Source organism: [Rhizobium] kunmingense (assembly GCF_977018605.1).
Genome location: NZ_CDRNXG010000001.1, coordinates 2703827 through 2717699, shown reverse-complemented (window position 1 = coordinate 2717699; position 13873 = coordinate 2703827). Strand labels below are relative to the sequence as shown.

10 protein-coding genes and 1 other RNA gene are annotated in these 13873 nt (G+C 62.5%); 4 read left to right on the top strand and 7 right to left on the bottom strand.

Annotated elements, in window-relative coordinates:
- Positions 1-149: 149 nt before the first annotated feature.
- The 4 genes from hflC to AC0JZ4_RS12915 form a co-directional block, all read right to left on the bottom strand.
- Positions 150-1076, bottom strand: coding sequence for a protease modulator HflC (gene hflC, locus AC0JZ4_RS12930; RefSeq protein WP_471886774.1), 927 nt, complete (start codon positions 1074-1076; stop codon positions 150-152).
- Positions 1073-2197 (bottom strand): FtsH protease activity modulator HflK, encoded by a 1125-nt coding sequence (gene hflK / locus AC0JZ4_RS12925; RefSeq protein ID WP_471886773.1) that lies wholly within the window; start codon positions 2195-2197, stop codon positions 1073-1075. Before hflK ends, hflC begins: the two co-directional genes overlap by 4 nt.
- Before the next feature lie 140 nt (positions 2198-2337).
- Positions 2338-2868, bottom strand: a complete 531-nt coding sequence (locus tag AC0JZ4_RS12920; RefSeq protein ID WP_471886772.1) for a dihydrofolate reductase — start codon at positions 2866-2868, stop codon at positions 2338-2340.
- Complete coding sequence (locus tag AC0JZ4_RS12915; protein ID WP_471886771.1) at positions 2868-3662, bottom strand: thymidylate synthase; 795 nt, start codon at positions 3660-3662, stop codon at positions 2868-2870. The genes AC0JZ4_RS12920 and AC0JZ4_RS12915 overlap by 1 nt, the downstream gene beginning before the upstream one ends.
- A 128-nt stretch (positions 3663-3790) precedes the next feature.
- On the opposite strand from AC0JZ4_RS12915, the gene ssrA reads away from it, so the two are divergent.
- The 4 genes from ssrA to AC0JZ4_RS12895 all read left to right on the top strand — a co-directional run bounded on the left by ssrA (position 3791) and on the right by AC0JZ4_RS12895 (position 5347).
- Positions 3791-4155: a transfer-messenger RNA gene (ssrA, locus tag AC0JZ4_RS12910) on the top strand.
- Positions 4156-4272: 117 nt separating this feature from the next.
- Positions 4273-4779 carry an SspB family protein gene (locus AC0JZ4_RS12905; RefSeq protein WP_471886770.1) on the top strand — a complete coding sequence of 169 codons (507 nt, stop codon included), beginning with the start codon at positions 4273-4275 and terminating at the stop codon, positions 4777-4779.
- Positions 4780-4805: 26 nt separating this feature from the next.
- On the top strand, positions 4806-5000 hold the full coding sequence (locus AC0JZ4_RS12900; protein WP_471886769.1) for a DUF4169 family protein: 195 nt from the start codon (positions 4806-4808) through the stop codon (positions 4998-5000).
- A 104-nt stretch (positions 5001-5104) separates the two neighbouring features.
- Positions 5105-5347 (top strand): ribbon-helix-helix domain-containing protein, encoded by a 243-nt coding sequence (locus AC0JZ4_RS12895; protein WP_471886768.1) that lies wholly within the window; start codon positions 5105-5107, stop codon positions 5345-5347.
- An 85-nt stretch (positions 5348-5432) separates the two neighbouring features.
- Here AC0JZ4_RS12895 and AC0JZ4_RS12890 read toward each other — a convergent pair whose 3' ends face one another.
- The 3 genes from AC0JZ4_RS12890 to AC0JZ4_RS12880 all read right to left on the bottom strand — a co-directional run bounded on the left by AC0JZ4_RS12890 (position 5433) and on the right by AC0JZ4_RS12880 (position 13871).
- A complete protein-coding gene (locus tag AC0JZ4_RS12890) occupies positions 5433-9107 on the bottom strand; it encodes an AsmA family protein (protein WP_471886767.1) in 3675 nt (1224 codons plus the stop codon).
- 53 nt (positions 9108-9160) lie between these two features.
- Positions 9161-10579, bottom strand: coding sequence for an FAD-binding oxidoreductase (locus AC0JZ4_RS12885; RefSeq protein WP_471886766.1), 1419 nt, complete (start codon positions 10577-10579; stop codon positions 9161-9163).
- A gap of 109 nt (positions 10580-10688) precedes the next feature.
- A complete protein-coding gene (locus AC0JZ4_RS12880; protein WP_471887883.1) occupies positions 10689-13871 on the bottom strand; it encodes an efflux RND transporter permease subunit in 3183 nt (1060 codons plus the stop codon).
- Positions 13872-13873: the final 2 nt, after the last annotated feature.

Below are 13873 nucleotides of genomic sequence, written 5' to 3'. Positions count from 1 at the left end.
ATCGGGCATTGTTTCGGCAGAATAGGGCGGAAAGCGTCGGCGGGAAATTACCTTTTCGTGAGAGCCCGGCATTGCACCCCGATAAATTCGCCCCAAACAGAAAGAGCGGCCGAAGCCGCTCTTTCCCTATCGTTTGGCGAAGTCGCCGATCAGTTGGCCGGAACCGGCTGGCCAGCTGGCGGTGCAGCAGGCGTTGTCCCGTCCGGTGTCTGGAAGAACTTGAAGAACTCCGAATCCGGCGACAGAACCATCGTCGTGTTGCTATCGGCCATCGACGCCACATAGGCGCGCATCGAGCGATAGAACTCGAAGAAGCTCGGATCGCGCTGGAACGCGCCGGCGAAGATGCGGTTGCGTTCCGCGTCGCCTTCACCGCGCAGGATTTCCGAATCCCTCTGGGCTTCCGAAACCAGCTCGACAACCTGACGGTCGGCGATGGCGCGACGGCGCTGGCCCTGCTCGTTACCGCGTGCGCGGATCAGCTCGGCCTCGGCCAGACGCTCGGCCCGCATGCGCTGGAAGGTCTGCTGCGAGACTTCCTGCGTCAGGTCGGTACGACGAATACGCACGTCACGGATCGTCAGACCCAGCGTTTCGGCAGCACCGTTCAGGTCGGCGCGAACTTCCTGCATCATCGAGACGCGTTCGTCCGAAAGAGCGACGCTGAAATCACGCAGACCGTAAACGCGACGCAGGGCTGCGTCGAGACGCGTGCTCAGACGCGCTTCGGCCGATTCCCGATCACCCGAGACGGTTTCGCGGAAGCGCCGCGGGTCGTTGATTGCGTAGACCACGAAGGCATCGACCTCATAGAACGCACCGCCACGCACCTGGACACGAATGTTGTCGAGGTCGAAACGGAGAGCGCGGTCCTCGACATACTGGACGCGGTCGGCATCCATGAAGGCGAAGGGCAGCTTGAAGTAGATGCCCGGCTCCTGCTTGACGTCCTGGATTTCACCGAAGCGGACGACGATTGCCTGCTCGCGTTCGTTCACGACGAAGACTGACGAGTAGACGATGAAGAGAAGGACGCCAAGACCGATGAGTATGGCGGGCAGACGGTTCGAGTTCATCGGCTGCCTCCCTGCTGCTGTGCATTCGGATTGCGCAACATTTCATTGAGCGGAAGATAAGGAACCGCCCCCTGCTGCTGGCCATCCATGATGATCTTGTTGGACGATTTCAACACGGTTTCCATCGTTTCAAGGAAGAGGCGGCGACGGGTAACGTCGGGCGCATTGGCATATTCGGTGTAGATCGAGACGAAGCGCTGCGCTTCACCCTGAGCCTCGTTGACGACGCGATCCTTGTAGGCGGATGCCTCTTCGCGGACCTGGGCGGCCTGACCGCGGGCCTGACCGAGACGCTGGTTGGCGTACTGGTTGGCTTCCTCGACGAAGCGATCCTCGTCCTGCTCGGCGCGCTGCACTTCTTCGAATGCGTCGGCCACTTCGCGCGGCGGTGCTGCATCCTCGATTGGAACGGCGTTGATGGAAAGGCCGGAGCCGTAGGTGTCCATCGTGCCCTGGATGATGTTGCGCACTTCGGTGGAGATCTGCTCGCGGTTGTCGCGGAAAATATCCTGTGCCGGACGGCGACCGACGACTTCGCGCATGGCGCTTTCGGCAACCTGCTGCAATGTCGATGTCGGCGTATCCAGGTTGAAGAGGAACGCCTGCGGATCGGTCACGGTGAAGAGAACCGAAAACTGCACGTTGACGATGTTCTGGTCGCCCGTCAGCATCCAGCCGGCATTCGACGTGGCGCCGCGCGGCGCACCGATATTCTGCTGCTGCTCGGTGACCTTGACGATCTCGACCGTTTCGATCGGCCAGAGGTGGAAGTGCAGGCCCGGCATAGAGACTTCATCCTTCGGCTTGCCGAACCGAAGTTCGACGCCGCGCTCGTCTGGCTGGACCGTGTAGATGGACTGAAATGCGATGAAGGCGAGAACCACGACGGCGAGAATGCCGATCGCGCCGCCATTGAATCCGCCCGGCATGAAGCCCTTCAACCTGTCCTGGCTGCGGCGAATGATGTCCTCGATGTCCGGAGGGCCGCCATTGCCACCCCCGTTACCGCCACCGCCACGCGGGCGGTTCGGTCCCTGCCCCCAGGGCCCACCTTGATTGTTGCCGCCTCCGCCGCCGCCGCCCCATGGGCCGCCGCCGCCATTCTGATTGCTCCAGGGCATCAAAACCTCTTTGTAAGTGTCTCCCTTGCCCGCCGCTCAACTTTTCGAAGTGCAACGGGTGTTACCGCCCGTTATAGGTATCGGAAGCAGCGCTTTCAACGCGCGTTCAATAACTTCCAGGTCAACGGTAACGAATTGTTTCAGTTTGCCGCGGTTTTTCGACGATAAACGGTGAAACGCGTGGCGAAGCTGTCCTTTTCGCCAGCCGGAAACGCCACCTCGGACAGTTTCTCGAACTGTGCCGGATCGATCTGCGGAAACACCGTATCGCCGTCAGCGATATCGGCTTCGACATGCGTCACGTAAAGCACGTCGGCAAGATCGATCGACTGCCGGTAGATCTCGCCGCCGCCGAGAATGCCGATTTCCTCAGCTCCCGTCTCGACCGCCAGCACCTGCGCCTTCTCCACAGCCTCGCCCAACGATCCCGCAATCTGTACGCCGTCGACCGTGAGCGACGCATCCCGCGTCACCACCACATGCGGTCTGCCCGGCAAAGGTTTGCCGCCAAAGCTCTGCAGCGTCTTGCGCCCGACGATCATCGGCTTGCCGAGCGTCATTGCCTTGAAACGCTTGAGATCGGTCGACAGCCGCCAGGGCATGTCGCCATCGCGGCCGATGACGCCATTGCGCGAGACTGCGACAAAGATGGCGAGAGGAACACCCGCCATTACACGGCCACCGGCGCCTTGATATGCGGATCGGCGACATAATCCTGCAATTCGAAATCCTCGAGCTTGAAGGAGAATATGTCCCTGACCTCGGGATTGATCTTCATCACCGGCAGCGGCTTCGGCTCGCGCGTCATCTGCAGCGTCGCCTGCTCCACATGGTTGGCATAGATATGCGCGTCGCCAAGCGTATGAACGAATTCGCCAGGCTCCAGCCCCGTCACCTGCGCCACCATCATCGTCAGCAACGCATAGGATGCGATATTGAAGGGAACGCCCAGAAAGATATCGGCCGAACGCTGATAGAGCTGGCAGGAAAGCTTGCCGTCGGCGACATAGAACTGGAACAGGCAATGGCACGGCGGCAGCGCCATGTCGTCGACCTGTGCCGGGTTCCAGGCCGACACGATGTGGCGGCGGGAGTTCGGATTGGTCTTCAATCCCTCGATCAGCTGCACGATCTGGTCGACATGGCCGCCATCCGGGTTTGGCCACGAGCGCCACTGGTAGCCGTAGACAGGCCCCAGATCGCCCTTCTCGTCGGCCCATTCGTTCCAGATGGAAACGCCGTTTTCCTTGAGGTAGGCAATATTCGTGTCGCCGCGCAGGAACCACAAAAGCTCGACGATGATGGAGCGCAGATGCAGCTTCTTCGTCGTCAGAACGGGAAACCCTTGCGACAGGTCGAAGCGCATCTGGTGGCCGAAGACCGAGCGGGTGCCGGTTCCGGTCCGATCACCGCGATCGCTGCCGGTTTCCATCACATGCCGAAGAAGGTCGAGATACTGTTTCATGGGTCAGGCCGCCGATTCTGGAATTCCGGTTGGATATAGTAGCACGGGCGCCCGCCACCAATCACCTACCGGTGACGCGGAGCCGCTTTCCCCCGTCTTTTCACGATCGTCGCGCCAATATGACAAGGCCCCTTTTCAATTCGCCCGCGAACACCTATATCACCCGTGCCGGACTTCGGTCCGGATATGGCGATAAACGGTCGGTGTAATAAACCTATTGGACCCGGGGGCGGTACCCGGCGCCTCCACCACAATCCGGCATGATCAGGCCTGATTGTGATGGGGGCGAAATAGGATCGACAAGGGTGTAAAGATCGAACTTTTGCTCGGCATGATACCGCCGTTATCGGGTCACAAGTGTAGTTGCAAACGACAACAACGCTAAGGAATACGCTCTCGCTGCCTAATGGCGGTGCGGGAATTCCGCTCTAAGTCCTTACGGTTAGCCCCGTAAGGCGGGGTCCGAAGGCACCTGGCAACAGAAGCCTTCACCTTCCCTCGCCGCTGGAATACAATTGTCATCTGACTCGACAGGGCGGCTCTTTCGCACGCGGGGATGGCATGGCATAACGCGTCTTACTAAAAGACGAACAGGGAAAGACAGGACCGCATGGCTCAGGATCACATCCGTTACGATATTCTGGCACAGGATGCGCTTCGGGGCGTCATCCGCAAGGTCCTCACGGAGGTCGCAGCGACCGGCCGACTGCCGGGCGATCATCATTTCTTCATCACCTTCCTGACCGGCGCACCGGGTGTGCGCATCTCGCAGCACCTCAAGGCGAAATACGCCGAGCAGATGACGATCGTGGTCCAGCACCAGTTCTGGGACCTGAAGATCACCGAAACACAGTTCGAGATCGGCCTGTCCTTCTCCGACACACCGGAACGCCTGGTCATTCCGTTCAACGCCATCCGCGGCTTCTACGACCCTTCGGTGAATTTCGAACTCGAATTCGAGGTTCCGCTGTCCGAGGAGGAAGAGGAAACCTCCGCCGAAATCACCGCAATCCCGGTCGACGCGACGCCGAAGCCGGCTGAAGCCGCCAAGGATGCCGGCGAAGAGAAGAAGGAAGGCTCGGTCGTCTCGCTCGATTCCTTCCGCAAGAAGCAGTAGGCCGCAAACCGATAGGCACCACAGCCATGGGCGACGTCGTCAATCTCAGGCAGTTCCGCAAGGTGAAGGCGCGCGACGAGAAGGAAAAGCGCGCCGAACAGAACCGCCTGACCCATGGCCGCACCAAATCGGAAAAGGACATGACCGAGGCCCTGAATGACAAGGCAGCGCGGCTGCTCGATCAGGGGCGGCTGGAGAAGTCTCAGAAAGACCCAGACTGAGTGGACATTAAGACCTCGTTACCTGTGCCTCTTTGGGTCGCTTGACGCGATCCGATCCACCCACTGTATAGAGGCCCATGGTCATGATGATCACGGAGCCACACTTGATACACAAGCATTCTGCGACCCTGCACGGACATCGCACCAGCTTTTCGCTGGAAGACGAATTCTGGTCCGAACTGAAGGTGATCGCCAAGGCGAAAGGCATGAGCCTCGCCGGTCTCATTACCGAAATAGACGACGAGCGCGAATCGGAAAGCAACCTTTCCTCCGCCCTTCGCGTGCACGTCCTCTGCTATCTCAAGGCGCAACTGGCAGCCGGCGGCGGCGCTGCCGTTTCGCAGTAGCCGAGTCATTCCCTGATTTCCGGCGATAGATCCCTAACGCCCACATCGCCCCCTATCTGGGAAGCGTCACCCTATCGGGTAAGCATCACTGACTGACGCCCGGAAGGCTGCCGGGATCGAACGGATTGTCCTGCCCCATGCTAGGTGGCGTCAGATAGCTGTCGCCTGCGGGTACATCCAGACGCAGTTGGTTTGCCTCGCGCCGACGCTCCTCGTCGGCGGCCCTTGCCGCCTCGATGATCGCTTGGCGCGCGCGCTCGTCTTCCGCCGCTTTGCGCGCCGTCTCGGCCTCGCGTTCGACAGCCCGAAAATTGTAGAGCGCCACGTCGCGGCGCAGGCGCTGCTTTTCCAGCACGCTCGATTGCAGCATTTCCACCCGCCGACGCTCCTGTTCATAGGCGCGCATGGTGAGGAAATTTGCCATCGGTGCCGCATCCACCCGCTCATTGGGTTGCGTCCTGTCGCCGGAATAGACGAGCCGCACGGTCGCATCGCCACCCGCCACGGCTTCGTCACCGGCATCATAGGTCAGGGCCAGCGTCCCGCTGAGCGCATCATCCGCCAGATCGGCGATCCCTTCCACGGAAAGGGACACGCCCCCGGCACGCGCCCTCGCCTCCTGCACCCGAAGCTCGCCGCTGGTGAGGGTGAAGGGCACGTCCACGTCACCAAGCTCGATCGAGCCGTCATGAACCCGCTGCGAGGCCATGCCGGCAATATCGGTATCGGCAACCTTACGCCCTGCACCATCCACTGCCGTCATCAGGCCGGTGAGGAGCGCGGGATTGAGGCCATCGATCCTGACATCCGAAAGCGAAAGAGCGCCTGACCCGGTCAGTGCGCCGATCAATTCGCGCGCACTGCCACCGCTCGCCTCGGCCGAAGCTTCGAGCGTCACCCGTCCGGTTGCCACCGGCCGTCCGTCCCGGCTCCAGACCAGTGACGCGAGATCCGCGTTTTCGGCACGTATCCTGCTCTGCAGAATGCCCGTGCCGCCGGCATTGGTCATTGTCAGCCGACCGCCGAGCCTGCCGCCTCGCCAGTCGCCGGACATATCCTCAATCGAGATCGACCCGCCGCGATGCGCGAGCTTTGCCGAGAAATTGGCTACCGTGCCAAGCGCGCCGGCACTAAACTCGGCCGCTCTCACATCGAGCGCGACATCGCTCTCGCCGAAGACAGGCAGGGCAAGGTCCGCCTCCGAAGGTGCGCCGGTCGCCGGATCGGTCAGGGGACCGAAGACGGCCTCGCCGAACCACGCCAGATCGGCACTGTCGAGACGGATCGCGCCCTGCGCCTTCAGGTTCGGGCTGGCGCGATCGATCGACAGGCCGCCTTCGAACCCGTTTCCATCCGCCTGCCCCTGCAGCGCCATCAGTTCGATCACCCCCGAAGAAACGGCAAAATCGCTCTCGACCGTGAGCGGCAGGCCTGCGCCGAATTGCGGGATGCCGATACCGGTCAACAGCAGATAGGGCTCGATGTCCTGGCTGCGAAGCGACACATGCCCCCGCCCTTCGCCGAAGCGGTCGGCGCCAAGCGCTATATCCGCGCTCGCCGAAAGCTCGCTCCGCTCGGTCTTGAAGTTCAGCCGCGTCTGCGCCGGCTGCCCCGCCGACTGTTTCATATCCAGCGACAGCGAGCCCGCGCCATCACCGCCGAAGGGCAGGATTTCGACGCCGGCTTGACCGAGCAGGATCTGCGATTGCGGGTTCTCAAGCGTTGCCGAAAGCGAAAGCGCGTCCTCGCCGGTCAGGTCGAACACGGTCGGCAGATCGACCGAGGCCCGCACAGCGCTTCCATTGATGGACCCTGCGATCTCGGCCGAAGCGCCGCTGCCGCCCTCGCCAAACCGGATTTTGGCGTCGAGCGTCGTGTCGGCATAAAACCCGGCATTCGCCGCCAGCCTGTCGAGAGCCGGATGGGACGGCAATTGCCGCCTCAACATCGCTAGAAAATCGCCGGCATCCGCCGCACGCAAAGCCACGTCGGCAGTCCCCTGATAGGCAAGCATCGAGCCTTCCAGCCGCCCCTCTGCGGAAATCTGCGCCCCCGCGACGTCGCCGATCGACAGGCGAGACAGTGACAGCACGCCGCCATCCAGTGTGAAGCGTGTGTCGACCGTCTCTGCCGCAACACCGAATGCCGTGACACGCTGCGCCTTCAGATTTGCCTCGAGCCGGTGATCGAGAACGCTGCGCCCGGCATCTTCGCCGGTCACGAGAGAGGCAAGCGCCCGCATCGCGTCGAGATCGATCTCGTCACCCGAAAGTTCGACGGCCAATCCCGGAGCCTGTGCAGCTTGTGATTGCCGCACCAGACTGCCTTTCAGCGTTGCGCCACCGATCCCCAGTTCTAGGTCGTCGAACCGCTGCACCGTGGTCGTCAGGTCCACCTTCGCGGAAAATCCCGCCGTGCGCAGCTGCCGGATGGCGGGGTCGACATTGCCGGAGAGCCAGTCGGCGAGCCCCGACGGTTGAGTCGAGGCAAACAGCATGTTGCCCTTGAAGGACGGGGCATCCTGCAGCACCAGCGCGCCCTTCGCTTCCATCCGCGTGCGCCCCGGAAGCGTCGCGATGGCGCTGTCGACCGTCCAGCCGTCACCTGCCGGTCGGACGTCGAGCTGGATATCTCGGATCGTCGTATCGTTGAGAACCACGGCCGGCAGCTTGAGGCTCGCCCGGCCCGGCACCTGCGGAATAGGGATCGACGCGGCCATTTCGACGAATGCCTGCAGGCGCCTTTGTGCCGACGCTGCGCCATCGCGGCCTGTCTTGCCGTTCGTGCCCTGTGGCCCCAGCCGGTTGACATCGATCTGCTGACCTTCGGCGGTCAGCAGGAATTCCGAGCGCGCACCGGTATCGAGCGTCGCCTCGCCGGTAACGACATAGGGATCGTCCAGGGCACCGACTTCCAGCCGGTAGTCCGCCACGCGAATGCGGTCGTTGGTCAGCTCGAAACTGCCCTTCATCCGCGGCCTTGGCGGCGGCGCGTTGACCGGCTCGGTCTCGTCCTCCTCATCGAGGAGGTTTGCTGCGAAACTGCCGCTATAGGTCGGGACATTGTCGATAAATGCGAGATTGCCCTCGAGGTTGACCTCGACGGGCTCGTCATCCGGCCACAGCCGCAATCGCAGCGGCAGGCTTCTAGCCTGTGTGTTTCCGGTCCCTGTCGCAAGGCTGAAACGGGCCTCCTGTCCGTCGAGTGTCGCATTGCCCTCGGCTCGCCATGGACCGAAGAGTGACGCAGCCGACATTTCCGCCGAAAGCCCGGCAATATCGCGCGAACGTCCCGATTGTTCGTCGATGACGGAGATCTGGCCGCCGCTGACATGAACGTCTTCGATCACGACGATGCGTGTCGGGATCGCCGGCCGGCTGCCACGCATCCAGTCGAGCGTGCCGTCCTTCAGCACGCGGACGCGCAGCCTGGGTTCCTCGACGCGCATGTCGAAGATGCGGGCCTCGCCGGACATGAACGGCGCAAGCTCCATGTCCATGGAAAACCGCGCGATCTGCGCCTGCGGCTGGCCATCGACATCCTGGCCCACCCGCACGTCATGCAGCGTGATCGAGGGGAACGGCAGGATACGCGCATCGACCTCGCCATGCACCGAGACCTTCTTGCCCAGCACCCGGCTTGCCTGCTGTTCGAACTCGACGCGAAAACTGGACCAATCGACGATGTAAGGCGCCAGCAGCGCCCCGAAGAGCACCAGCACGATCGCGCCGCCGATTGCTACCATTACGCGTCCGAACACAGTCCGATCTCCTTTATAGCGTCAAGCTTAGACCATCGGCGGCGACGTTCAAGTCACGCCTTTGCCAGCCGGAAAATCTTGCCCGGATTGAAGATGTTGTCGGGATCGAGGCTGGTCTTGATCGAGCGCATCAGATCAACCGTGCCGCCAAGCTCCTCGTCGAGATAGGACATCTTGCCCTGCCCCACGCCATGTTCGCCCGTGCAGGTACCGTCCATGGCCAGCGCGCGGCGGCTGAGCCGTGCGGTAAAGGCCTCGACATTGGCGACCGATGCCGGGTCCTTGTCGTCAAACAGCACGAGAACGTGGAAATTGCCGTCGCCAGCATGGCCGACGATCGGCGCCAGAAGCCCCGCCTCGCGGATATCCGCCTGCGTCTCCGCCACGCACTCCGCAAGCCGTGAGATCGGCACGCAGACATCGGTCGACAGGCCGTTCAGCGACGGGTCGAGCGCGCGGCCGGCCCAATAGGCGTTGTGGCGCGCGTTCCATAGCTTGGTGCGCTCCTCGGCATTGGCCGTCCACTGGAATTCGTCACCGCCGCATTCCGCCGCGATCTCGGCGAACTGTTCCGACTGGATGCGCACCGTATCCTCAGTGCCGTGGAATTCGAGGAAAAGCGTCGGTTTTTCAGGGTAGGAAAGGTAGGAATAGGCATTGCAGGCCTTGATCTGCACATCGTCGAGCAGCTCGATACGCGCCACCGGAATGCCCATCTGGATGGTCATGATGACCGCGTTGCAGGCGTCCTCGACCGTCTCGAAGGCGCATACCCCGCCGCCGATCTTTTCCGGAATCCCCTGAAGCTTCAGCGTCACCGAGGTAATAAGGCCAAGCGTCCCTTCAGCGCCGACGAAAAGCCGTGTCAGGTCATAGCCTGCCGAAGATTTCCTGGCGCGGCGGGCGGTGCGCACCTCCTCGCCATTGGCCGTCACCACGGTCAGCGCCAGCACGTTGTCCTTCATCGTGCCGTAGCGCACGGCGTTGGTGCCGGATGCGCGGGTCGACGCCATGCCGCCGATCGTGGCATTGGCACCCGGATCGATCGGGAAGAACAGACCCGTCGCACGCAGTTCGGTATTCAGCTCCTCACGGGTAATGCCCGGCTCGACGGTTACATCGAGATCCTCGGGACTGATGCTGAGCACCTTGTTCATTCGTGAAAAATCGACCGATATGCCGCCGGAAGGCGCATTCACCTGGCCTTCCAGCGACGACCCGACGCCGAAGGCAACGACCGGAACCTTGTGTGCGGCACAGGCCTTGACGACGGCCTGAACATCTTGGCTCGTTTCGACGAAGACGACGCCATCCGGCAGCTGCGCCGGCAGATAGGTGGTGGTGTGCGCATGCTGCTCGCGAAAGGCCTGGCCGGTTTGGAAACGGTCGCCGAATGCCTGTTTCAAGATCCCGAGGACGGTTGCGATACCCGCCTCATTGCGTTGTCCCGGCTGAACATCCCGAATTGCCATAACCAAACTCCTGCGCATTTGCTTGGAGATTGGTTAGGAGACAAGGCATTGTTTGTCCAGCCGAAACAGGCCTATCCGTCACGTCCTTCCGGCAGCTGTCGAACCACGCTCATTCGGCAGCCATCAAAGGCGGCTCTTTCTGGTCGTTGGCGCGGCCCTTGCGGGCGCTTTCCAGTTCATCATGCAGCCGCGCCTCTTCATGCGCATGCGGCTTGGAGAAGCGCGCGAGAAGCAGATAGGCGACCGGCGTGATATAGAGCGTCACCACGGTCGCCAGACCGAGGCCGCCGACAATCACCCAGCCGAGCGCGATACGTGCCTCGGCACCGGCGCCCTGCGCCAGAACCAGCGGCACGCCGCCGATGACGGTGGCGATCATCGTCATCATCACCGGGCGCAGGCGCAACGCACAGGCTCGCTCGATCGCCTCGCGGCAATTGGCGCCTTCATTGCGCAGATGGTTGGCGAACTCGACGATCAGGATACCGTTCTTCGCCATGACCCCGACAAGCAGCACAAGCCCGATCTGGCTGTAAACGTTGAGGCTAGATCCGGTCAGCACCAGCGCAAAGGCGGCGCAGGCAAGCCCGAGCGGCACCGTCGACATGATGATGATCGACGAAAGAACGCTCTCGAACTGCGCGGCAAGAACCAGGAAGATGATGGCGATGGCAAAGCCGAACGTCAGCGCCATGCCGCTCGAATTTTCCTGCAGCGTCGCAGCCTCGGCAAGCGGGATCAGGCGCGAACCCTGCGGCAGAATCGGCTGCGCCAGTTCGGTCGCGACCTGCACGGCCTGGCCAAGCGAAACACCGTCCCTCAGACCAGCAGAGAAGGATACGGCCGCAAGCCTCTGTTCGCGGCTGAGACGCGGCGGAACGGCTTTTTCCTCCAGCGTCGCCACCGTCGACAACGGCACCATCCGGCCGTCCTTGGCTTTCAGGAAGATGTTTTCCAGATCCGTTGGGTCGTCGATCGGCCGTGTGGTGGAGGTCAGCTTGACCGGGATCGCCTCGCCGTCGACGAAGACGTCGACCACCGAGCGCCCTTCCAGCAGCGACTGCAGCGAGGTGCCGAGATTGGTGATGTCGATGCCGAGATCGGAGGCGCGCTCGCGATTGACCGAAACGAAGATCTGCGCCTGCGTCGGCTCGTTGTTGAGGCGCGGCGTATCGAAAAGCCCGGTATCGCGCAGAGCATCGACCAGCTTCATCGTCGCATCGGTCAGCTGCTCGTGGTTGGTCCCGACCATCGCCATCTGCAGCCCGTTGCCGGCGCCACGAATACGCAGGCTGTTCTGCTGCGAGGCAAAGGCACGCAGCGCCGGCACGGTGGCGGTCGCCGCATTGATGTCCTTGACGATATCCGCCTGGCTGCGGTCACGCTCCGACCAAGGCGCAAGCGTGATGACCATGAAGCCGTTGTTGGTCGCACCACCCTGGCCGGAGATCGAGTAGAGATTGCGGATCTCGCCATTGTCGACCAGCGGCTGCAGCTTTTCTTCCACCTGCTGCAGCTTGTCGCGCATATATTGCAGGCTGATGCCCTCCGGCGCAGAGGCGCGCAGGAAGACCATGGCGCGGTCTTCCGGCGGCGTCAGCTCGCTCTTCACCGTCTTGAACGCCATGTAACCGGCACCGCCGAACAGGATGGCGACGATGACGACCACCGCCGGTGCACCGAGACAGGCGTGCAGCGTCACCCGGTAGAAATTGGCGAACAGCGTGCCGAAGCGGCCCAGCAGGCCGTCCTGCTTCTCCTTGATCGGTTTCGTCAGCATGCGCGATGCCAGCATCGGGCAGAGCGTCAGAGCCGTAACCGAGGACAGCGCCACGGCGAAGGCGAGCACGAAGCCGAATTCGCGGAACAGGCCGCCCATCTGGCCGGGCAGGAAGGAAAGCGGGATGAAGACGGCGGCAAGTGTCGCCGTCGTCGCCAGAACAGCAAAGAACACTTCCTGCGTACCGAGCACGGCCGCCGCACGCGGTCCCATGCCTTCCGCCCGTCGCCGGACGATGTTTTCCAGCACGACGATCGCGTCATCGACCACAAGACCGGTGGCAAGAACGATCGCCAGAAGCGTCAGGATGTTTATCGAGAAGCCGACGAGATAGATCGCCACCAGCGTGCCGATCAGCGCTACCGGCATGGTCAGCGCCGGAATGAGCGTCGCCTTCCAATCACGCAGGAAGAGGAAGATGACCAGAACGACGATCGTGCCCGACAGCGCCAGCGCGATCTCGACCTCGTGCAGCGCGCCCTGGATGAACACGGCATCGTCACTGGTAATGGCGATTTTCGTGCCTTCCGGCAACGATGCCTGCAGGTCTGCAACAGCGGTACGGACACCCTCGGAAATGCTCAGCGTGTTCGACTGCGCCTGACGCAGCACGCCGAGACCGACACCCTGCACCCCGTTGGAGCGCAGCGCCGTGGTGCCGTCATCCGGGCCGAGCATAACGGTCGCGACGTCGCGCAGACGCACATTGTCGCCCAGCAGGACGTTCTCGAAATCCTCCGGCTTGGTCAGGCTGGCGGTGGCCCGCACGACGATATCCTGCGTCGAGGATTCCAGCGAGCCGGCAGGCACATCCAGCGATGCGGTGTCGAGCGCATTGGAAAGATCGGCGATCGTCAGCCCGCGGCTGGCAAGCGCCACCTGATTGACGTCGACGCGAAAGACTTTTTCCTGGTCGCCGTAAAGCTCGACATCCGCCACGCCATCGACCGATGCCAGACGATCGGAGACCTCGTTTTCCACCAAAAGCGTCAGGTCTTCCATCGACATGGTCGAGGAGGTCACGGCGAGGCGCATTATCGGCTGGCTGTCGCTGTCGGCCTTAATGATGCGCGGCTCGTCGACATCCTCCGGCAACTGGTTCGTCACGCGCCCGAGTGCATCGCGCACATCGTTGGCGGCCACCGCAAGGTCGGCGGTGTCGTTGAACTCGAGCGTTACCCGGCTCTGGCCGAACTGCGATTCGGACGAAACCGTCTTCAGCCCGCTGACGCGCGCAACCGCACCCTCGATGATGTCGGTGACCTCCTGGTCCATCGTCTGAGCGGAGGCACCGTCATAGGTGGTGCGGATGGTGATCACAGGCTGGTCGACATCCGGCAGCTCGCGCACTTCCACGCCGACCAGCGCCGCAAGACCGGCGACGACGAGCAGCGTATTGATCACTGCGGCAAGGATCGGGCGGCGGACGAAGAGTGCCGTAAAGCTCTGCTTGCCGCCCGCGCCGGCGGCACGTACCTGGCTGTTACCCTCGTTCTGGCCGCTGTGATCCATCG

What these genes read in the sequence shown, in the direction of transcription:
- hflK (WP_471886773.1), bottom strand. Translation starts at nt 2,197, where the DNA reads ATGCCCTGGAGCAATCAGAATGGCGGCGGCGGCCCATGGGGCGGCGGC.
- hflC (WP_471886774.1), bottom strand. Translation starts at nt 1,076, where the DNA reads ATGAACTCGAACCGTCTGCCCGCCATACTCATCGGTCTTGGCGTCCTT.
- AC0JZ4_RS12880 (WP_471887883.1), bottom strand. Translation starts at nt 13,871, where the DNA reads ATGGATCACAGCGGCCAGAACGAGGGTAACAGCCAGGTACGTGCCGCC.
- AC0JZ4_RS12900 (WP_471886769.1), top strand. Translation starts at nt 4,806, where the DNA reads ATGGGCGACGTCGTCAATCTCAGGCAGTTCCGCAAGGTGAAGGCGCGC.
- AC0JZ4_RS12905 (WP_471886770.1), top strand. Translation starts at nt 4,273, where the DNA reads ATGGCTCAGGATCACATCCGTTACGATATTCTGGCACAGGATGCGCTT.
- AC0JZ4_RS12920 (WP_471886772.1), bottom strand. Translation starts at nt 2,868, where the DNA reads ATGGCGGGTGTTCCTCTCGCCATCTTTGTCGCAGTCTCGCGCAATGGC.
- AC0JZ4_RS12885 (WP_471886766.1), bottom strand. Translation starts at nt 10,579, where the DNA reads ATGGCAATTCGGGATGTTCAGCCGGGACAACGCAATGAGGCGGGTATC.
- AC0JZ4_RS12915 (WP_471886771.1), bottom strand. Translation starts at nt 3,662, where the DNA reads ATGAAACAGTATCTCGACCTTCTTCGGCATGTGATGGAAACCGGCAGC.